Annotated in this window: 21 protein-coding genes; 12 read left to right on the top strand and 9 right to left on the bottom strand. The window is 73.2% G+C overall.

Going from position 1 to position 18,771, the window contains the following annotated elements:
* Positions 1–18 precede the first annotated feature (18 nt).
* The gene (locus MHY85_RS03320; RefSeq protein ID WP_239193159.1) at positions 19–963 is read left to right on the top strand and encodes a 4-(cytidine 5'-diphospho)-2-C-methyl-D-erythritol kinase; all 945 of its coding nucleotides are present in this window, start codon (positions 19–21) and stop codon (positions 961–963) included.
* Here MHY85_RS03320 and MHY85_RS03315 read toward each other — a convergent pair.
* The 4 genes from MHY85_RS03315 to MHY85_RS03300 all read right to left on the bottom strand — a co-directional run bounded on the left by MHY85_RS03315 (position 960) and on the right by MHY85_RS03300 (position 4,463).
* Positions 960–1,478, bottom strand: a complete 519-nt coding sequence (locus MHY85_RS03315) for a GNAT family N-acetyltransferase (protein WP_239193157.1) — start codon at positions 1,476–1,478, stop codon at positions 960–962. The genes MHY85_RS03320 and MHY85_RS03315 overlap by 4 nt on opposite strands.
* Positions 1,475–2,305, bottom strand: coding sequence for a GNAT family N-acetyltransferase (locus MHY85_RS03310; RefSeq protein WP_239193155.1), 831 nt, complete (start codon positions 2,303–2,305; stop codon positions 1,475–1,477). The genes MHY85_RS03315 and MHY85_RS03310 overlap by 4 nt, the downstream gene beginning before the upstream one ends.
* A 106-nt stretch (positions 2,306–2,411) precedes the next feature.
* Positions 2,412–3,128, bottom strand: a complete 717-nt coding sequence (locus MHY85_RS03305; RefSeq protein ID WP_239193153.1) for a head GIN domain-containing protein — start codon at positions 3,126–3,128, stop codon at positions 2,412–2,414.
* 147 nt (positions 3,129–3,275) lie between these two features.
* On the bottom strand, positions 3,276–4,463 hold the full coding sequence (locus MHY85_RS03300; protein WP_239193151.1) for an aminotransferase class I/II-fold pyridoxal phosphate-dependent enzyme: 1,188 nt from the start codon (positions 4,461–4,463) through the stop codon (positions 3,276–3,278).
* 102 nt (positions 4,464–4,565) lie between these two features.
* Here MHY85_RS03300 and aroD point away from each other — a divergent pair, with 102 nt between their 5' ends.
* Positions 4,566–5,348 (top strand): type I 3-dehydroquinate dehydratase, encoded by a 783-nt coding sequence (gene aroD / locus MHY85_RS03295; RefSeq protein ID WP_239193149.1) that lies wholly within the window; start codon positions 4,566–4,568, stop codon positions 5,346–5,348.
* 12 nt (positions 5,349–5,360) lie between these two features.
* Here the strand turns inward: aroD and rsmI are convergent, their stop codons facing one another.
* Positions 5,361–6,221: a 16S rRNA (cytidine(1402)-2'-O)-methyltransferase gene (gene rsmI, locus MHY85_RS03290; RefSeq protein WP_239193147.1), complete on the bottom strand. Its 861-nt coding sequence runs from the start codon at positions 6,219–6,221 to the stop codon at positions 5,361–5,363.
* 181 nt (positions 6,222–6,402) lie between these two features.
* On the opposite strand from rsmI, the gene MHY85_RS03285 reads away from it, so the two are divergent.
* Positions 6,403–8,208: a dolichyl-phosphate-mannose--protein mannosyltransferase gene (locus tag MHY85_RS03285; protein WP_239193145.1), complete on the top strand. Its 1,806-nt coding sequence runs from the start codon at positions 6,403–6,405 to the stop codon at positions 8,206–8,208.
* Positions 8,209–8,223: 15 nt separating this feature from the next.
* Here the strand turns inward: MHY85_RS03285 and MHY85_RS03280 are convergent, their stop codons facing one another.
* The 3 genes from MHY85_RS03280 to MHY85_RS03270 all read right to left on the bottom strand — a co-directional run bounded on the left by MHY85_RS03280 (position 8,224) and on the right by MHY85_RS03270 (position 11,600).
* Complete coding sequence (locus MHY85_RS03280; RefSeq protein WP_239193136.1) at positions 8,224–9,711, bottom strand: family 20 glycosylhydrolase; 1,488 nt, start codon at positions 9,709–9,711, stop codon at positions 8,224–8,226.
* A 194-nt stretch (positions 9,712–9,905) separates the two neighbouring features.
* On the bottom strand, positions 9,906–10,937 hold the full coding sequence (locus tag MHY85_RS03275) for a bile acid:sodium symporter family protein (RefSeq protein ID WP_308191302.1): 1,032 nt from the start codon (positions 10,935–10,937) through the stop codon (positions 9,906–9,908).
* Positions 10,938–11,042: 105 nt separating this feature from the next.
* Positions 11,043–11,600: a dihydrofolate reductase family protein gene (locus MHY85_RS03270; protein ID WP_239193135.1), complete on the bottom strand. Its 558-nt coding sequence runs from the start codon at positions 11,598–11,600 to the stop codon at positions 11,043–11,045.
* 279 nt (positions 11,601–11,879) lie between these two features.
* Between MHY85_RS03270 and MHY85_RS03265 the strand changes: the two genes are divergently transcribed.
* Both MHY85_RS03265 and MHY85_RS03260 read left to right on the top strand, forming a co-directional pair.
* Positions 11,880–13,136 carry a tyrosine-type recombinase/integrase gene (locus tag MHY85_RS03265; protein ID WP_239193134.1) on the top strand — a complete coding sequence of 419 codons (1,257 nt, stop codon included), beginning with the start codon at positions 11,880–11,882 and terminating at the stop codon, positions 13,134–13,136.
* A 575-nt stretch (positions 13,137–13,711) separates the two neighbouring features.
* A complete protein-coding gene (locus MHY85_RS03260; RefSeq protein WP_239193133.1) occupies positions 13,712–13,909 on the top strand; it encodes a helix-turn-helix domain-containing protein in 198 nt (65 codons plus the stop codon).
* 104 nt (positions 13,910–14,013) lie between these two features.
* Here the strand turns inward: MHY85_RS03260 and MHY85_RS03255 are convergent, their stop codons facing one another.
* Positions 14,014–14,733, bottom strand: a complete 720-nt coding sequence (locus MHY85_RS03255) for a DNA-binding transcriptional regulator (protein ID WP_239193132.1) — start codon at positions 14,731–14,733, stop codon at positions 14,014–14,016.
* A gap of 125 nt (positions 14,734–14,858) precedes the next feature.
* Between MHY85_RS03255 and MHY85_RS03250 the strand changes: the two genes are divergently transcribed.
* The 7 genes from MHY85_RS03250 to MHY85_RS03220 all read left to right on the top strand — a co-directional run bounded on the left by MHY85_RS03250 (position 14,859) and on the right by MHY85_RS03220 (position 18,521).
* Positions 14,859–15,095: a helix-turn-helix domain-containing protein gene (locus MHY85_RS03250; protein ID WP_239193131.1), complete on the top strand. Its 237-nt coding sequence runs from the start codon at positions 14,859–14,861 to the stop codon at positions 15,093–15,095.
* A 77-nt stretch (positions 15,096–15,172) separates the two neighbouring features.
* Complete coding sequence (locus MHY85_RS03245; RefSeq protein WP_239193130.1) at positions 15,173–15,946, top strand: phage antirepressor N-terminal domain-containing protein; 774 nt, start codon at positions 15,173–15,175, stop codon at positions 15,944–15,946.
* Entirely contained in the window at positions 15,943–16,089 is a 147-nt protein-coding gene (locus MHY85_RS03240) for a hypothetical protein (RefSeq protein WP_239193129.1), read from the top strand. Before MHY85_RS03245 ends, MHY85_RS03240 begins: the two co-directional genes overlap by 4 nt.
* 23 nt (positions 16,090–16,112) lie before the next feature.
* Positions 16,113–16,295 carry a hypothetical protein gene (locus MHY85_RS03235; protein WP_239193128.1) on the top strand — a complete coding sequence of 61 codons (183 nt, stop codon included), beginning with the start codon at positions 16,113–16,115 and terminating at the stop codon, positions 16,293–16,295.
* Positions 16,295–17,230: a hypothetical protein gene (locus tag MHY85_RS03230; RefSeq protein WP_239193127.1), complete on the top strand. Its 936-nt coding sequence runs from the start codon at positions 16,295–16,297 to the stop codon at positions 17,228–17,230. The genes MHY85_RS03235 and MHY85_RS03230 overlap by 1 nt, the downstream gene beginning before the upstream one ends.
* Positions 17,227–17,421, top strand: coding sequence for a hypothetical protein (locus MHY85_RS03225; RefSeq protein ID WP_239193125.1), 195 nt, complete (start codon positions 17,227–17,229; stop codon positions 17,419–17,421). The genes MHY85_RS03230 and MHY85_RS03225 overlap by 4 nt, the downstream gene beginning before the upstream one ends.
* Positions 17,418–18,521, top strand: a complete 1,104-nt coding sequence (locus MHY85_RS03220; protein ID WP_239193123.1) for a hypothetical protein — start codon at positions 17,418–17,420, stop codon at positions 18,519–18,521. The genes MHY85_RS03225 and MHY85_RS03220 overlap by 4 nt, the downstream gene beginning before the upstream one ends.
* The last annotated feature ends 250 nt before the right edge of the window (positions 18,522–18,771 follow it).

Raw genomic sequence — 18,771 nt, 5'->3', positions numbered from 1 at the left:
CCTGGCACAGTGGTCCCCGTGACCGACCTGCGCCTCGCCCCCCGCACCGGCCGTGAGGTCCGCGTCCGGGCGCCCGGCAAGGTGAACCTGTCGCTCCGCGTCGGCCCGCGCCGCCCCGACGGCTACCACCCCCTCGCGACGGTGTTCCAGGCCGTGTCCGTCTACGAGGACGTCGTGGCCTCCGCCTCGGACGACGTGCGCGTCACCGTGTCCGGCCCCCAGGCCGAGCGGGTCCCGACCGACGCCAGCAACCTCGCGCTCCGCGCCGCCCGCGCCCTCGCCGCCCGCACGGGCGTCGACGAGGGGGTGCACCTGCACCTGCACAAGGGCGTACCGGTCGCCGGGGGCATGGCGGGCGGGTCGGCCGACGCCGCCGCCGCGCTGCTCGCCTGCGACGCGTACTGGGGCACCGCCCTGAGCCGCGAGGAGCTGCACGAGGTCGCTGCCGAGCTCGGCTCCGACGTGCCGTTCCTGCTCATGGGCCAGACCGCCGTCGGCTCGGGCAGGGGCGACCTGCTCACCGCCGCGCTCAGCCGCGGCGAGTACCACTGGGCGTTCGGCGTCCGGGACGAGGGCCTGTCCACCCCCCGGGTCTACGAGGAGTTCGACCGGCTGGCCGCCGGCCGCGACGGCCTGGACGCCGACGGGGACGTCGCGCTGCTCCAGGCGCTGCGGGCCGGCGACGCGCCCGCGCTGGGCGCGCTGCTGCACAACGACCTGCAGGACGCCGCCGTCGAGCTCGCCCCCGGGCTGGTCGAGACCCTGGCCGTCGCCGAGGACGCCGGCGCGCTCGGCGTCGTCGTCTCCGGGTCCGGTCCGACCGTCGCCGCGCTGGCGCGCAGCCGGCAGCACGCGCTGGTGATCGCCGCCGCCATGACCGCCGCCGGCGTGGCGGACGCCGTGCTCACCGCGTCCGGGCCGGTGCCGGGCGCCCGGCTCGTCGCGGGGTCGGACGTCCTCTAGGCCTCGGGGGCTGCGGCAGGGCCGGCGGCGCCGGGGCCGTCGGCAGGGGTCGCACGCGCGCCGTCGGCAGGGGCGCGGCGCCGCAGGTGCAGCAGGGGGTACGGCCTGCCGTCGCCGTCGAGCGGCGAGCGGCCCACCTCGACGAAGCCGCGCCGGGCGTAGAACGCCCGCGCACCCGGGTTCTGCTCGTTGACGTCGAGGTCCACCACCGGCCGACCGGCCGTGACGTGCCGCAGGAGCGCCGAGCCGACCCCGCTCCCGTGCACGTCCGGGTCGACGAACAGCATCTCGACCCGCGAGCCGGCCACCGCGACGAACCCCAGCACCCGGCCCTGCCGCTCGGCGAGGGTCACCGTCAGGGTCGGGAGCCCGGCGCGGACCACGCCCTCGTAGCGGTCGACGTCCCCCGGCGCGAGGAAGTCGTGCGTCGCGACCACCGCCCGTCGCCACACGACCACGAGCGCTGCCAGGTCCGCCGGGCCCGCCGGGCGCAGGACGGGCTCCCCCGCGCTCACGCCAGGTCCACGTAGACGTCCAGCCCGCCGACCTCGGTGAAGCCCGACCGGGCGTAGAGCCGCGCGGCGCCGTCGGAGTCGGGCTCGGTGTGGGCGACGCGCGCACCCGCGTCCACCGCGCCCGCCAGCAGCCACGAGACGACGGCCGTCGCCACGCCGCGGCGCCGGGCCGCGGGCACCACCCCCACGCCGCCCAGCCCCGCGGCGGGGCCCGCCGCGCCGTCCGAGCGCACGACGTAGGCGGTTCCCGCCGGTACCCCGTCCTGCTCGGCCAGCGCGACCGTCACCGCCGTCGACCGCAGGAGCGGGGACAGCCAGGCGCGCGACGCGGCCGCGTCCCCGCCGAAGGCCGCGAGGTCCACCGCCAGCACCGCGTCCAGGTCGGCGGCGGTCGCCCGGCGCACGCGCAGACCGTCCACCGGCGGCTGCCGCACGAGCGCACCGGCGTCGAGCAGCATGAGCCGCTTGCGGAACAGGTGCCGCCCGTGCGGCCAGGCCGCACCCGCCGGCACCCGCACGCCCCACGGCACGCCGCGCCGCGCGTACCAGTCGCGGACACCCCCGAGATCCACGCGGTCCGGGTCCGTGACGTCACCGTTGTTCCACTGCGGGTGCCCGAGTCCGCTCGCCATCAGCCGGATGCCCGGCAGGTCCGCGACCGCGCCGCCCTCGTCGCCGCGGACGCGCCCGTGCACCTGCCAGGTCTCGGCGTGGGCGGCGCGCGCGAGCGCGTCCCGGTCGGGTGCGCCCAGCGGCCCCAGGAGGCCGTCGCCGTCCGGCGGGGTCGCCGTGCGCCGCTCGGCCGCCCCGGGCGAGGTGGTGGTCATCGGGTCCCGCTCCTTCCGCCTCGCCGGAGGCTAGCGGCGCCGCGGTCCGCCGCGCCCGCTGATATCCGCTCGAGCGCGCGGAGGTCCTGCGTCCCGCGGCAGGGGGTCAGTCCTCGCGCACCACGCTGCCCGACCCGTCGATCTCCTGGGTGATCTCCGGGTCGCCGGTGTAGCGCACCGAGCCCGAGCCGCCGATCGAGACCGCGAGCCGCCGCTCGGCGTGCACCGCGACGGAGCCCGAGCCGCCGATCGAGGCGTCGACCTCGTCCGCGCGCAGGTCCTCCGCGTCGATGTTCCCGGACCCGTCGATCCCGAGCGCGGCCGTGGCCGCCCGGCCGGACAGCTCGACGTCGCCCGACCCGTCGATCGCGGCCTGGACCCGGTCCGCGTCCACGCCGTCCAGCTCGACGCTGCCGGACCCCGTGATGCTGACCCGCAGCACGTCGCCCGACACGTCCGCCCCGGTGACGTCGCCGGAGCCCGAGACGACCACCTGCTCCAGCTCGGTGACCACGAGCTCGTACTCGACGTCGCCGAGGTTCTGGAAGCCGAACGAGCTGCGGGCGTCCAGCACCAGCACGCCGTCCCGGACCTCGGAGACCAGCCGGCCCTGCGCGCCCTCGGCGGCGCGCACCGTCAGGGACGGGGTGTCGCCGCGCCGCACCGTGAGGTCGCCGGACGCCGCCAGCTCGACCGCGGTCACGTCCTCGATCGCGACGTCGCGGCTGACCGTCGGCCCGCCGCCGCCCACGCACCCGGCGAGCCCGAGCACCAGTCCCGCCCCGACCGCTCCTGCTGCCGCTGCCGTCGTCCGCCGTGCCATGGTCGCGCTCCTCGTGCTGGGCGCAGGGCTGTCCCCCGCGTCGCGGTCCGAGCCTGCCAGTCCCCCGGCCACCACCGACATCCGGGAGACCCCTGAGCGCACCCTGAGGAGGACCCGAAGGTTCCGCCGGGCGGCGCGGGCGGCGGGTCAGCCGCCCAGCCGGGTGAGCCCCTTGCGCAGCCCCCGCACCGCCTGGCCGATCCGCTGCTCGTTCTCGATCAGCGCGAACCGCACGTGCCCGTCGCCGCCCGGCCCGAACCCGACGCCCGGCGACACCGCGACGTCGCAGTCCCGCACCAGCATCTCGGCGAACTCGATGGACCCCATCTCCCGGTACGGCTCGGGGATGCGCGCCCAGGCGAACATCGTCCCCTTCGGCCGCAGGATGTCCCAGCCGATCCGGGACAGGCCGTCCACCAGCGCGTTCCGCCGGCTCTCGTACACCGCCGACAGCTCCGCCGGGTACTCCGTCGCCTCGTTCAGCGTGACCGTCGCGGCGATCTGGATCGGCTGGAACGTCCCGTAGTCGAGGTACGACTTGAGCTTGGCGAGCGCGCCCACGACGTCCTGCCGGCCGACCAGGAACGCCACCCGCCAGCCGGCCATCGAGTACGACTTGGTCATCGAGTACAGCTCGACGGCGACCTCCGTCGCGCCGGTGCACTGCATGATCGACGGCGGGGTCCAGCCGTCGAAGCACATGTCGGCGTACGCCAGGTCGTGCACCAGGACGACGTCGCGCTCCCGCGCCCAGTCGACGAGCCGCTGCAGGTCGTGCAGCTCGACGGTGGTGGTCGTCGGGTTGTGCGGGAACGACAGCACGATCACCCGCGGCTTCGGCCAGCCGAGGTCCCAGGCCTCCATGACCCGGTCGACGTAGCCGGCCCCGTCGGTGCCGTCGCCGATCGGCACCTGCCGGGCGTCCGCCCCCGCGAAGTACGGGCCCCAGATGTGGATCGGGTACGACGGCGTCGGCACCAGCGCCGCGTCGCCCGGCTGCAGCAGCACCCACATGAGGTGGCTGAACCCCTCCTTGGCGCCGATGGTCGAGATGACCTGGGTGTCGGGGTCGAGGGTCACGCCGAACCGGCGCAGGTAGTGGTCGGCGACCGCCTGACGGAGCTTGGGGATGCCGCGCGACGCCGAGTACCGGTGGTTGCGGGTGTTGTGCGCCGCCTCCGCGAGCTTCTCCACGGCGATCTGCGGGCTGGGCAGGTCGGGGTTGCCGAAGCCGAGGTCGACCACGTCCCGGCCGGCGCGCCGCGCATCGACCTTGAGCGTGTCGATGATCGTGAACACGTAGGGCGGCAGCCCGGGGATGCGACGGAACTCCATGGCCCGACGCTAGTGCGCCCGACGGTGCGGGGGTACGCGCCGCGCCTGACGAACCGGCATGATGCAGTGTCCGGCGGAGCGTCCGGCCGAGGAGGACCCACCATGACCAGCACCGCGGCGCCCGCGCCGACCCCGGTGACCGTGCGCGGCACCGCGATCGGCGCCGGCCGGCCGAAGGTGATCGTGCCCCTGACCGGCGGCACCGTCGAGGAGCTGCTCGCGCAGGCCGCCGCCGTGGTGGCCGCCGGGCCGGACGTGGTCGAGTGGCGCGTGGACCACCTCGACGGCGGCCGCGCGACGCCGTCGTCCGCCGCGGCGGCCGCGGCCGCGCTGCGCGGGGCGCTCGGGGACCTCCCGCTGCTCGTCACGACGCGCACCGCGCACGAGGGCGGGCTCGCCGACGTCACCGACGAGGTGTACGTCGCGGTCTACCGGGCGGTGCTCGCGACCGGTGTGGCGGACCTGCTCGACGTCGAGGTCATGCGGGACCCGGGCACCGTGCGGGCGCTGGTCGACCTCGCGCACGCGGCGGGCGTCGCCGTCGTCGCCTCGAACCACGACTTCGACGCCACGCCCGCGCGGGAGGAGATCGTGCGCCGGCTGCTGCACATGGCCGAGCGGGGCGCCGACGTGCTGAAGATCGCCGTGATGCCGCGCGACCCCGGCGACGTCCTGACGCTGCTGGCCGCGACGTGGGAGACCGCGCAGCGCACCGACCGCCCGCTCATCACCATGTCGATGGCCGGGACGGGCGTCGCGTCGCGCGTCGCGGGGGGCGTGTTCGGCTCGGCGGCGACCTTCGGGACGGTCGGCCGGGCGTCGGCGCCGGGGCAGGTCGAGCTGGTGGCCCTGCGGGCGGCGCTCGACGTCGTGCACGGGGCCTGACGGGGCCGGGCCTCAGCGCCCCGCGCGCGCCACCAGCGCCGCCGCGTACAGGTCGCGCTTCGGCACGCCCGCGACCTGCGCGACCTCGGCCACGGCGTCCTTGAGCCGCTCGCCGGCGTCGGCGCGGGCCAGCACCTCGGCGACCAGGTCGGCCTCGGACGCGACCTCCCGGGCGGGCGCCCCGGCGACGACCACCGCGATCTCGCCGCGGACCTCCCCGGCGGCGGCCCACGCCGCGAGCGCGCCGAGGCCGTCCCGGACGACCTCCTCGTAGGTCTTGGTGAGCTCCCGGCACACCGCCGCGGGCCGCTCGGCGCCGAACGCCGACGCCATGTCCGCCAGCGTCGCCGCGAGCCGGTGCGGGGCCTCGAAGAACACCATCGTCCGCGGCTCGCGCTCCAGCGCGGTCAGCGCGCGGACCCGCTCCCCCGGCTTCCGCGGCGGGAAGCCCTCGAAGCAGAACCGGTCGGTGGGCAGCCCGGACAGCGCCAGCGCCGTCAGCACGGCGCTCGGGCCGGGGGCGGCGGTCACGGTCAGCCCCGCCTCGACGGCCGCGGACACCACGCGGAACCCGGGGTCGGAGACGGCGGGCATCCCGGCGTCGGTGACGACGAGCACGGTGCCGCCGCCGCGCACCACGTCGAGCAGCTCCGGGGTCGTCGCCGCCTCGTTGTGCTCGTGGTGGCTCACGACCCGCCCCCCGACGGTCACGCCCATCCGGGCCGCGAGCGCCCGCAGCCGCCGGGTGTCCTCCGCCGCGACCACGTCGGCCTCCTCGAGCAGCCGGCGCAGCCGGGGCGAGGCGTCCTCCACGTCGCCGATCGGGGTCGCCGCGAGCACGAGCCGGCCGCTGCCGGGAGCCTGGGGGGTCACGCGGGCCAGCCTGCCACCTCCGCGGCGGGCGGCGCGCCGGGTGCCACCGGCTCACCGGCGGCGAGCGGGCAACCGGCACGTCGGGCGAGCACCCGCCGGACACCCGCTCGACGCGCCGTCTCCCCCCTCGGTGCTGCGGGCGCGCAGGTCGCGCCCAGACGGCGCCCCTACGATGGCGACCGTGCCGCAGCCCGACCACGCGCCCGACGAGCGCGGTCCCCGCGACCCCGCCGACGGCCCGGACCGGGTCGAGGACGACGCGCCCGCGCGGCGGTTCCCGCCCGTGGCCGCCCCGGAGCCCGGCGACGACCACGGCCACCACGGCCACGCAGCCCCCACCCCGGCCGCCGGGACGCTGGTGATCCGGGCCGGCGACGACCCCGACCGCGAGGACGACCCGGACCTGTCCACGCACGACCGCCTGCTCGTCTCGCTGCTCGGCGCCCGGACCCTGCTGCTCGGCGCGACGCGCCGCGCCAGGCTGACGGGCTGGCTGTGGCCGCTGGCCGTGACGCTGCTCGGCGGTGTGCTCCGGTTCTGGAACCTCGGCCGGCCGCACGAGCTCGTGTTCGACGAGACGTACTACGTGAAGCAGGCGTACTCCCTGCTCCGGCTCGGCTACGAGGGCTCCTGGGGCGACGACGCCAACCCGCTGTTCGCCCAGGGCGACGGCTCGGCGCTCGGCACCTCGCCCGAGTACGTGGTGCACCCGCCCGTCGGCAAGTGGCTGATCGCGCTGGGCATCCAGCTCGGCGGAGGCATCGAGTCCTCGACCGCGTGGCGACTGGCGCCGGCGGTCGCCGGGACGCTCGCGGTGCTCATGGTCGCCCGGATCGGTCGCCGGCTGTTCGCCTCCACCGCGCTCGGCACCGTCGCCGGGCTGCTCATGGCGGTCGACGGCGAGGCGATCGTGCACTCCCGCACCGGCCTGCTGGACAACTTCGTCATGCTCTTCGCGCTCGCCGCGTTCGGGGCGCTGCTGCTCGACCGGGACCAGGCGCGCCGCCGGCTCGCGGCCCGGACGGCGGCGGTCCTCGACTCGGGGGCGGAGCTGGGCCTCGGGCCACGGCTGGGCTGGCGGTGGTGGCGGTTCGCCGCGGCCGTGCTGCTGGGCCTGTGCATCGGCACCAAGTGGTCCGGCCTGTACTTCCTGGCGGTGTTCGGGCTGCTGTCCGTCGCCTGGGACGCCACCGCCCGCCGGTCGGTCGGGGTGCGGGCCTGGCTGCCCGCGACGCTGTGGCGCGACGCGATCCCCGCCGGCCTGATCGTGGTGCTCACCGCCGCGGGCACGTACCTCGGCACCTGGGCGTCGTGGTTCGCTCACCCCGGCGCGTACCTGCGGCAGTGGGCGGTCGAGCACCCCGGCGAGGGCGTGACGTGGCTGCCGCCGGCGCTGCGCTCGCTGTGGCACTTCCACACGCAGATGTGGGACTTCCACACCCACCTCACCGCCGAGCACGCCTACGCCGCGCACCCGCTGGGCTGGATCATCCAGTGGCGGCCGACGTCGTTCTACTACCCGACCGAGGTGTCCGAGCTCACCGGGTCCGCCGCGCGGGAGCTGTGCGGGGCGGACGCCTGCTCGCAGGCCATCACCTCGCTGGGCAACCCCGTGATCTGGTGGCTCGGCGCGCTGGCGCTGCTGGTCGCGCTGTACCGGCTGGTCCTGCGCCGGGACTGGCGCGCCGGCGCGGTGCTGTCGGGGATCGCCGCCGGCTGGCTGCCCTGGTTCGCCTACACCGGCCGGACGATCTTCACGTTCTACTCGATCGCGTTCACGCCCTGGGTGGTGCTCACGCTGACCTACGTGCTGGCGCTGCTGGTGCAGAGCCGGGACGAGCGCCAGCGCCGCCGAGGGATCGTCACGACCTCGGCGGTGCTGGTCGTCGTCCTGGCGGTGAGCGCGTTCTTCTACCCGGTCTGGACGGCGTGGGTCGTGCCCTACGACTTCTGGCACCTGCACATGTGGCTGCGGTCCTGGATCTGACCGTCGGCCGCCGGGTCAGGACAGGTCGACGTGCCAGTCGACCTGCGGGCTGGGGTACCAGGCCAGCCCCTCGGCGTCCCAGTAGGGACCGTGCGCGGCGACCCGGGTCGCGAAGTCGTCCCAGTCGCGCCGGTCGGCCGGGGTCCAGGCGACCTCGGCGACGGCGGCCAGGCGCGGGAGCAGCATCGTCATGAGGTCGTCCAGGCCGCGCAGCGTCTCGGTCCACACGGCCGCCTCCACGCCGACCACGGAGCCCTCGGGCAGGCCGGGGACCAGCGTCGCCGGCTCCCACTCGTAGGCGTCGCGCAGCTCGATGTGACCGGCCCACTCCAGGCCGAGCGCCGTGCCGTCGTGGTACTTCATGTCGAGGTAGGCCTTGGAGCCCGGGGACATCAGGAGCCGCGCGCCCGCCTGCGCCGCCGCCACGATCGGCGCCGGGTCCATCCGGGTGTCCCAGTACTGCACGACGGTGCCCGGCTCGACCGGCGTCGTGGCGATCTCCTGCCAGCCGACCACCTTCTTGCCCGCGGCGCGCACCGCGTCCGAGGCCATCCGCACCAGGCGCGCGTACTCGTCGCGGTCCATCGTGAGGACCTCGTCCCCGCCGATGTGCACGTACTCGCCCGGCGTGACCGCCGCGACGTCGCCGAACACGTCCCGCAGGAACGGCTCGGTCGTCGGCAGGTCCGCGTGCAGCCGGCTGAAGCCCACGTCGATCCCGGTGTACGCCTCGGCGGGCTCGCCCGACGGCGTCAGCTCGCCGTACGCGTGCAGCGCGGCGTTCACGTGGCCCGGCACGTCGATCTCGGGCACCACCCGCACGCCGCGCGCCGCCGCGTACGCCACCAGCGCCTGGTACTCCTCGGTGGTGAAGTACCCGCCCGGGTCGCCGTCGACCGCGGTGCCGCCCGACCGGGCCGCGAGCTCCGGCCGGGAGGGCAGGTCGAGCCGCCAGCCCTGGTCGTCCGACAGGTGCAGGTGCAGCACGTTCAGCTTGTACGCGGCCATCAGGTCGACGACGACCCGCAGGTCGTCCGTCCCGAAGAAGTGCCGGGCGACGTCCACGGACAGCCCGCGCCAGCCGTGCACCGGCTCGTCCTCGACGTGCACCGGCCACGCGGCGAACGTGCCGTCGAGCGGGCGCATGACCTGGTGCAGCGTCGCGAGCCCGCGCATCAGCCCCTCCGCGGTGCCCGCGGCGACCCGGACCAGGTCCTCGGCGACGTCGAGGTGGTACTGCTCCCCCGTCAGGTGCTCGGGGTCCAGCACGAACGCGACGTCCCCGGGCTGGGTCGGCTCCGCGACGTCGCGGTACCGCACCTCCACGGTGCTGCCGGAGATGCGGCTGAGCTGCTCGGCGGCGAGCACGCCCAGCGCGACCTCCGCGGGGCTCACGCCCACGGTCACGGTGGTGGCGGCGGAGACGACGAACGGCGCACCCTCGGCCTCGCGCACCAGCCTCGGTGCCGGGACGAGACGCAGGGGTGTGGTCGGAGCGGGCACGACGGTCCTTCCGGGCGACGGGACTGGTCTCGGGCGTGCTGCTGCCCGGCCCCCGCGCACCAGTGTGCCCGGTCCGCCCGGTCCCGTGGGGCGGCGCGCGGAAGCGGCGCGCGGGTCGCCCGAGTGGAAGGTCTGGCCGGACACGCCGACGGCGTGTCCGGCCAGACCTTCCACTGGAACGGGTGGGCGGACGGTCAGGCCCGGGTCACGACCGGGTCGGGCTCCGGGTCGGTGGCGGCGAGCCGACGCGCCAGCACCGCGCACGTCGCGAGCTGGAGCTGGTGGAACACGATCACCGGCAGCGCGACCCCGGCGGCGGCGACCGGCCCGAACAGCACGTTCGCCATCGGCAGGCCGGTCGCGAGGCTCTTCTTCGACCCGCACATCAGCAGCGCGATCCGGTCCCCGCGCGAGAGCCGCAGCGCGCGCCCGCCGTTCCAGGTGACCAGCAGCATCGCCGCGAGCAGCACCGCGCACACCGCGACCAGCACCACGAGCACGCCGACGGTGAGGTCGTCCCACACGCCCGACGACTCCGCCTCGGACACCGAGCCGTACGCGACCAGCAGGATCGTGCCGCGGTCCGTGATCAGCGTGACCGGCTTGTGCGCGCGCACCCAGGCGCCGATCTTCGGCTGCAGGAGCTGCCCCAGCACGAACGGCAGGAGCAGCTGCAGCAGCGTCGACCCGGCGGACCCGCCGACGGGGCCGCCGGCCCGGGACATGAGGATCCCGACCAGCAGCGGCGTCAGCACGATGCCGAGCACGTTCGAGGCGGTGGCCCCGGTGATGGCCCCGGCGACGTTGCCCCGCGCGATCGACGTGAACACGACCGACGACTGGATGGTCGACGGCAGCAGCGACAGGTAGAGCAGGCCGGTCTTGAGGTCGGCCGGCAGCACCGAGTCGGGCAGGACCTGGACCGCCAGCCCGAGGACCGGGAACACCAGGTACGTGGAGGCGAGCATCCCGCCCTGGAGTCGCCAGTTCTTGAGGCCGTCCCAGACCTCGCTGGTCGCCATGCGGGCGCCGTACAGGAAGAACAGCAGGACGACGGCGGCGGTGGTCACGTGGTCGAGGCCGGTCGCGAAGCCACCGGACGCGGGGGCGAGCAGCCCCAGGAGGAACACCGCGACGATCATGACGACGAGCGGGTCCACCCACGTCTTGGTCGCGGACCAGGCCCGGGACCACCGGCCCGGTCGGGGCGGCAGGGCGTCAGGCACCGCGCCATTCTGCCACCGCGGGCCGCGGCGTCGTCCCGGCGTCCACCCCGGCGGACGCCGACGGGCGGGATCCCTCGCGGGCCTCCGCCGGGGGCGGCGGGCCGGTCAGGCCGGCGGCAGCACGTCGTACGTGAGGTGCGCGAACTGGTCGAACCGCTCGGCCGACCGCAGCCGGAGCCGGTCGGGCCCGACCCGGCGCGGCAGCACCGGCGCCCCGCCCGTGAGCGCGGCGGGCGCGACGCTGACCTGCACCTCGTCGAGCGCCCCGGCGTCGAGGAACTGCCCTGCCAGGTCGCCGCCGCCGATCACCCAGACGTCGCCCGCGCCGGCGGCCGCCCGGATCGCCGGCAGCGCCTCGGCCACGGAGCCGCTCACGAACCGCACGTCGGCGCCCTCCGGCACCGGCAGGTCCCGGCTGGTGAAGACGTAGTACGGCCGGGCGCCGTAGTAGGCGGGCCACTTCTCCGGGTGCGCGACGAGGTCCTCCTCGCGCAGCACCCACTCGTAGGTCGTCGAGCCGGACACCAGCACCCCGATGCCGGACAGGAACGCCTCGTGGTCGGGCTGGGACGCGGAGTCGACCGCGAACAGCCAGGCGAGCGAGTTCTCCTCGTCCGCGATGTACCCGCTGAGCGACGTCGCCGTGTTGTAGATCACCCGCACGGGACCGACGCTAGCGGTCACCACCGACAGGCTCCGCGGCACGAGCGAGCGGCGAGGCCGGCCGGGGACGACGAAGGCCCGGGATCCGCGATCCCGGGCCTTCGTCTTCAGGTGGAGCTGAGGGGATTCGAACCCCTGACCTTCTCATTGCGAATGATAGTCTGAGATTGTTGGTCACCAACCGAATGTGACCATGACCTGCAATAACGGCAGCCCTGCCCCCGCCCGGCGGCGAGTGCTAATGTCCCCCTACTTGTCCCCCTGTCGAGAGGACCCGCGATGGCCGAGCGCAAGCGCCGGCAGTACGGCACCGGCGGCGTCTCCTGGGACCCCTCGAAGAAGCGTTGGGTCGGGACGATCGAGGCCGGGGTGACCGCGAAGGGCACCCGCCGGAAGATCAAGGTCTCGGGCCGCACCGAGGCCGAGGCGAAGACGAGGCTGAAGGAACGGCAGAGGAAGATCGCCGCCGAAGGCCTGCCGGTCGAGGGTGCCTCGGCCCGCGTCACGGTGCAGAAGTGGGCCGGGGAGTGGATCACCCGTCGCCCTGCCGAGGTTCGGCACACGTCGGCCGCCACGGACATCTCGCAGGTCCGCAAGTGGGTCATCCCGACGATCGGGCACCGCCGCCTCGACCAGCTCACGCCAGCAGACGTGCGCGCGGTCACCGCAGCGATCATCGGCTCTGGGCTGTCCACGTCGACCGCACAGCGTGCGCAGGTCGTGCTGACGAAGATGCTGCGCGACGCGATCCTCGAGGGGTACGACGTACCACAGCGCGTCCTGCTCGTCCCGGCGCCGGCGAAGGCGGTGAACGACCGGGACGCCATCTCGATCGTCGACGCGCACGCCATGCTCGCGGCCGCCGCGACCCACCCTGACGGTTCCCGCTGGGTCGCTGCATTCCTGCAGGGCATGCGCCAGGGAGAGTGCCTCGGCCTCACGTGGGACCTGGTCGACCTCGACAACGGGACCATCGACATCTCCTGGCAGCTCGACGCCTTGCCGTACAAGGTGAAGCGCGACCGGTCGTCGGGGTTTCAGATCAAGCCGGGCCTCCCCACCCGGCACCTCGTCGACCGGTGGCATCTCGTCCCGCCGAAGACGGCGAACGGGCAGCGGATCATCCCGTTGGTCCCGTGGATGACCGCGGCGCTCGCGGCCTGGCGGGAGATCTGCCCGCCATCGAAGTGGAACCTGGTGTGGCCGAACCCGGACGGGACACCTCGCTCGGAGGTGACCGACCGTGAGGCGTGGTGGGCGTTGCAGGACCAGGCTCAGGTCGCCCGGATCGACGACACCGTCGGCCGGCGCTACGAGCTCCACGAGGCGCGGCACACCACGGCCACGCTGCTCCTCGAGGCCGGGGTCGACCCGAAGGTGGTTGAGGCGATCCTCGGGCACTCGACGATCGTCACGAGCCGCGGGTACCAGCACGTGTCGCAGGCCCTTGCTCGCAAGGCGCTCGACGACGTCGCCGCGAAGCTCAACCTCACCCTGCCGGGCACTGCGGTCCACGAACTTCCCACGGCCGGCTAAGCATCTCCACCGACGGGGCCTCGATCGAGCCTGCGGTCAGAGAGGCGGCGGCGTCACCCACTACGTGAACTCCGCTCCTCGGGCAGACCGTGACCGGGAAGTACACGCCGGCCTGCCCTCAGCGTTAGTTCGTTCGGGTGAACACCACCGTGCGCCTGCGGCCGTCGGATGTTGGCCCGAAGCCGGCAACGCCGGGAACACGTTTGAGTAGACGCGAAGGTAGGCGCTCCGGTGTCCACTTGTCGTTGCGGCCCCGCAAGGTCTGAGGTCAGAGCATTCGAACGCGGTGTCCACTTGTCAGCACAAGATAGGCACCCCAGTAGACGAAGCGGTTCCCAGCCGTTCCCCGCGTTGCCCGATCCAGGCAAACATCACGGCGCTGACCTGCGCATCCACAGCCTGTGGAGTCGGTACCTGGTGTCGGGATCAGCCTCTAGTGTGTTGTTCACCGATCCAGCACGACCGGAGCGGAACGAACTACATACAGAGCGAACGGCCACCCAGGGTCTCGGTGCTTCCAACACCGAGGGGTGACCGCTCGCGAATCAACCCGCCAAGGAAGATTCGAGGCCATCATGCCCCACGCCACCCCCGAGCCGTCCACCGACCTCGTCACCGTCGCCGAGGCCGCCCGCACCCTGCGCGTCACAGAGCGGTGCCTCCGCGGATGGATCGCCGACGGCACCGTCCCCGCCTACCGGATCGGCGAGAAGGCCATCCGGATCAAGCGCTGCGACCTTCAGGTGCTGCTCCAGCCCGTCGCGGCCAGGTGACCCGTGGGCGTCGATGAACTGCTCGCGAGCCTCGATATCGCGGTGGTTGTGACCGGAGGGCAGAGCGGGAGGGGCGGCTCAGGACCGCAGCCCGCCCAAGCCCACTAATCGTCTGGGTCTACCGATCGTTCCAGCGCGGCATCTTCGCCATCGGCGGCGTGGCCTGAAGCATCCGCGCCGGTCACAAGGCGCGGCATCGGCAAGGGAGAGAAGTCGAACCCGCCGACCTTCTCCCGCCTGGGCGACTTCTCGACCGACTCCCGATAGATGCCCGTTGCGCGCTGGAGAAGCGCCATCACGCGATCGGACTGGTCCAGCCGGCTGAGGAGCGGCACTAGTCCCGCGTCAACCAGCGCGTCTACGGCGCCCTGCGCGAGCGACTTGATGATTGCCGGATGTACACCCAGGCGGACGGCGACGTCGAGCGTATCCATCAGACTCTCGATGCCGGTCGCGAGCCCGAGCGCATCACGAGCTACCTCGTTCGCGTCTCTGCTAGCCGCCGCAGCCTGCAGCCGGGACGCTGCCTCGGTCATCTGCTGAGCGAGCACGCTGACCTCGTCCTCGTCGACCACCGGCTGCACCGATGCGAGCACCTCGGAAGGGATCTCCGCCAGGGCGATCCGGCTAGGAACCGACGACTGTAGAGCTCGCACGAACCTGGCCTGGGCCTGGTCGGGAAGCGCGTCATCCCCTCGCGCTTCCCAGTTGTACACGGTCTTCTTCGCGACCTTCAGCCTCTCGGCGAACTCTTGCTGAGAGAGGTTGAGCGACGCCCTGAACCTTCGGATCAGGGAGCCGGTGACATCGCTGGCGTGCTTCATGACCCCATCTTGGGGTAACGCGGAGCAACGCGCAAGATGGATAGACGCCCAGGTCAGCCCCAGGTTACGTCCTACGTGTGGTTACACCGTTGAGATTACGCCGCTCCGTTGCTAGCGTTTACGCCATGCAGACGCCGACGACCCGCCGCCTGAACGGGGCCTCGCTGAGGGTGATCCGCGAGGCCTATGGGGTCTCGCTGAGCGACCTGGCTCTTCGCGCCCAGGTCAGCCGTCCGTTCGTGTCGCTGATGGAGTCCGGAGCGCGCCAGCCCTCGGCGGCAACGTTGCGCCAACTCGCGGACGCTCTCGGCGTACCGATCGAGGCGATCAGTTACCCCAACCTCGCCGCTCCTGCGGCGTAAGCCATCCAAGACGCAGCAGTGCCCCCGCTAAGCCATGCCGGGCTACGGGGGCACCGACCAAGACAGGAGCCTATCTCGTGACCGATCTGGTCCATATCCCGTTCCGCGACACCGAGGTGCTCGCGGTCGACGTCGACGGCAAGCCCCACGTCGTGCTGAAGCCGGCGATCGACGCCCTCGGCGTCGACTACGACAACCAGCGCAAGAAGCTCGAGGACAAGTCCTGGGCAACCACGGTGCTCACCACCGTGGTTGCCGCCGACGGCAAGCGGCGTCAGATGCTCGCGGTCGACGTGCGGACCTTCCTCATGCTGCTGGCGACCATCGACGAGCGCCGCGTGGGCGAGACGGCCAGGCCGCTCCTCATCGCGTTCCAGTCCGAGGTCGCCGACGTCATCGAGGCGTACTGGGCGAACGGTGGCGCGATCAACCCGCGGGCGACCGAGCACCAGCTCACGGTCCTGGCGCAGCAGGCCGAGGCGCAGATGAACGTGATCCGCCTCGCCTCGGGGATCATCGCGCCCGACTACCTCGAGGCCAAGGCGCGTCTGGTGCTGGCTCGGTCTATGGGCGAGGAGCCGGAGATCGAGGACGGCGCGATCCCGGTCGACGTCTACTCGTTCCTCAAGAGCAAGGGCGTGAAGGCCCGGGTCATCGCCCGGTGGTCCGGCTCGTTCGGCAAGCGCCTCAAGGCCCTGTACGTCGCCGAGCGCGGCTGCGAGCCGGAGCCGGTCAACCGGTTCGTCAACGGCACGTGGACCGAGGTCAAGGGCTACTTCAAGCGGGACCTCCCGTTGTTCGAGCGCGTCTACGACATCATGCGCGCCGACCTCACCGAGGTGGCGGCATGACCGCCCTGGACCAGCAGGTGGCGGAGACCGCGGAGCGGATGGCGCCGCCGGCGTCGGTCGCGCTGACGATCGGCGCCTGGGCATCGCTCATCGGCTTCGGGCTGATGCTCGGGCTCGTCGTGTTCGTGGTCGGTGTCCGGTGAAGGCGCCGGCCGAGCGGCTCGCGGTGACTCTCAAGGAGGCCACCGAGCTGGTCCCGTTCAGCGAGGACACCCTCGACCGCGCGACCAAAGCGACCGACCCGCAGGCGTTCCCGCCGCCGCTGCGCGCCAAGCGCGACTCCCGCGGCCGGCGCGTGGTCCTGGTCCGGGACCTTGCGTCCTGGCTCGACTCGCTGCCGGACGCCTGATGAACGCCCGTCTGCAGATGCAGAAGGCGCCGCGCGAGCTGCAACTCGCCGGCGCCGTGGCTCCCACCCCCCATAGGAGCAAGAACGTGACGATTGTACTGGACCGTCCGGCAGCCTCCCAGAGACGAGACTGGCGCACCCTTCTCGACGACAGGCACGTGGTCGAGATCATTGCCCACGAGGCGCGACGCGCCCATGGGCACGACAACCTGCTGAACGACGACCTCGAGTCCTACCTCACCTCCGTCTCCGTCTCGGTGGCACAGCGGTACGTCGCCGCCTACCAGAACGCGGCTGATCCAGAGGACCCCAACGCCGCGTGGTACGGGTTCCTCCGCAAGGCGCTGCAACTGGAGGCCCGGGGTCACTACAAGAGCGTGTACGGGCGAGAGGGTTCTGCCCGACGAGCGGCCATGACGGCATCGCTCGACGCCGTCCTCGAGGCAGCGCCGTGGCGCGAGGTAGAAGCACGGCCCCTCGTCAGCCACCACCAGGGGCCGAACCCCGGTGATCACGACATCCGCGGAGCAGTTCTCCAGGTCGCGAACACGATGACCGAGTTCACGGCCGATGACGTCCTCGCCACCGTGCCCACCGCAAAGCGGGCCACGGTCAGCGAGGTCCTCCGCCAGATGGCCGGCCAGGGCCGGATCGTTAGGACGGTGCGCGGCACGGGACGCGGCCGCGTCGCCAGGTTCGCTCTGGCCGGAGCGACGCAGTCGAGCATGGGACGGGACCCGAGCTACATCGCCGACGCCGTCCACGAGGTCGCCCGTCGGATCCCCCGGTTCCGTCCTCGCGACGTCGCAGATGCGGTGCCCGAGGCACGGTACAGCTCGGTCACGAGCGTCCTGTCCGGGATGGCCCGTCGGGGAGTCGTCGTCCGGCTAGAGCACGGCATCTACGCGCTGCCGAGCACCGAGGCCACCGCATGAGCATCGACGGACAGACCAGCGATGACGTCGACCGCCGTGCCCACGACGTGATCACGGAACTCATGCAGAAGTACGGCATCACGGACCCGCGCACAGCGCATCGCGACATCCGCGAGCGCTTCACGCAGGCCGACCTCGACACGTACCGCGCCGCCCTGACGGTCCTCTACGGGAACGGAGAGCTCGGATGAGCACCGACACCAACGCCCCAGTGATCCAGCTCCGGCAGACCAACGCCCCGACCGTCGTCGTCGCTCCCCTCGCCGTCAGCGGCCCGGAGCAGAAGTCGTGCACCCGGTGCGCGGCCAACTTCCTCGCACGTACCTGGTACGTGGTCTGGCCGGCCGAGCACGACCGGCCCGTCTGCCCCTCGTGCGCACTGGCGGACCCCGCGCTGCGGCAGTGGCAGCTCCGCGCGACCGCCGCCGACGCGATCGACCGTGCACTCGCCGAGACCACGAGCCGCGACGAACGACGCCTGGTCGCGCAGATGCTCGTCGGCGACGTCTCGTGGTTCGCGAACTGGCGACACCCCGACGACGAGGTCATCGAGTGGGACGTGATCACCGAGCCGCCGGTGGGAGAGGCCGACGAAGACGACACGTGTCCCGGCTTGGATCTCGGCGACGAGCCCCAGAGCATCCGCCGGGCCGCATTCCGCCGCGAAGGTGATCGACCGGCACATCACCGAAGACGACGGTCTCCTGGATGCGGTCGAGCGCGCCTTCGGCAACGGCACCGAGCACGAGCTCGCGGCCGCGGTCCTGGCGATCGTCGCAGCCGCGGAGGCGGTGGGTCCGTGATATCCGAAGAGCACTTCGATTGGTGCGACGCCAGCGCGTGCGAAGCCGTAGCCACGTCGCCGGAACGCCTCGTGGCGCACACGACGAGAGCCGTCGAGGTCATCACGGGCGTCACGCTCCGTGCCTCTCGCACGCGCGCCGAGTGGACCGAGTCCGAAGGGCCGATCAAGCTCACGCTCACCACCGCCGGGACCTTCACCGCCGAGCAACTGCACGAACTCGGCGCCGAGCTGTGCAACAACCGACCCACCGACCGGCTCATCGACTCCATGCTCAGCCGGCCTCGGCCCACCGCGTGCCCCGACTGGTGCACAGCCGACACCGACCAGCCGGGATGGCGCGGACACCGCTGGCACTACGTCCACGCCCACGGATGCCTCATCCGGGTCCACGCCGGCCGCGTCGGCAAGACCATGCGCCACCAGGGCGAGTACGCCGAGCCCGACGGCAGCACACGCCTCGGCCCCCGCCGCTGGATCCGCGACTAACCCACGAGCCCCGCCGGGGTGGGCTGACCCGCCACCGCCCACCCCGGCGGACCAATCAGGAAGGAATCAGCATGGCGACCTCGCCGTCTGATCAGATGCGTCCTCGCGCGCGCAGGGCCCTCCGCAAGATCCATCCAGCGACGGCGATCGCCGTCCACACGACGGCGAATATCCAGCGCGTCACTCCGCCGCCGACCGCAGCGACCACGAGCCAGACCGCAGCCAGGAACGACCATGTCCACACCATCAC

The organism is Cellulomonas sp. ACRRI, from assembly GCF_022346185.1.
In the GTDB taxonomy this organism is placed as follows: domain Bacteria; phylum Actinomycetota; class Actinomycetes; order Actinomycetales; family Cellulomonadaceae; genus Cellulomonas.
This window is presented reverse-complemented; position numbering and strand designations above follow the sequence as displayed.

Excerpts from the sequence above, each read along its gene's own strand:
- MHY85_RS03260 (WP_239193133.1), top strand. The coding sequence starts at position 13,712 with ATGCCCCACGCCACCCCCGAGCCGTCCACCGACCTCGTCACCGTCGCC.
- MHY85_RS03240 (WP_239193129.1), top strand. The coding sequence starts at position 15,943 with ATGACCGCCCTGGACCAGCAGGTGGCGGAGACCGCGGAGCGGATGGCG.
- MHY85_RS03310 (WP_239193155.1), bottom strand. The coding sequence starts at position 2,305 with ATGACCACCACCTCGCCCGGGGCGGCCGAGCGGCGCACGGCGACCCCG.
- MHY85_RS03220 (WP_239193123.1), top strand. The coding sequence starts at position 17,418 with ATGAGCACCGACACCAACGCCCCAGTGATCCAGCTCCGGCAGACCAAC.
- MHY85_RS03250 (WP_239193131.1), top strand. The coding sequence starts at position 14,859 with ATGCAGACGCCGACGACCCGCCGCCTGAACGGGGCCTCGCTGAGGGTG.
- MHY85_RS03265 (WP_239193134.1), top strand. The coding sequence starts at position 11,880 with ATGGCCGAGCGCAAGCGCCGGCAGTACGGCACCGGCGGCGTCTCCTGG.
- MHY85_RS03305 (WP_239193153.1), bottom strand. The coding sequence starts at position 3,128 with ATGGCACGGCGGACGACGGCAGCGGCAGCAGGAGCGGTCGGGGCGGGA.
- MHY85_RS03300 (WP_239193151.1), bottom strand. The coding sequence starts at position 4,463 with ATGGAGTTCCGTCGCATCCCCGGGCTGCCGCCCTACGTGTTCACGATC.
- aroD (WP_239193149.1), top strand. The coding sequence starts at position 4,566 with ATGACCAGCACCGCGGCGCCCGCGCCGACCCCGGTGACCGTGCGCGGC.
- MHY85_RS03230 (WP_239193127.1), top strand. The coding sequence starts at position 16,295 with ATGAACGCCCGTCTGCAGATGCAGAAGGCGCCGCGCGAGCTGCAACTC.
- MHY85_RS03255 (WP_239193132.1), bottom strand. The coding sequence starts at position 14,733 with ATGAAGCACGCCAGCGATGTCACCGGCTCCCTGATCCGAAGGTTCAGG.
- MHY85_RS03225 (WP_239193125.1), top strand. The coding sequence starts at position 17,227 with ATGAGCATCGACGGACAGACCAGCGATGACGTCGACCGCCGTGCCCAC.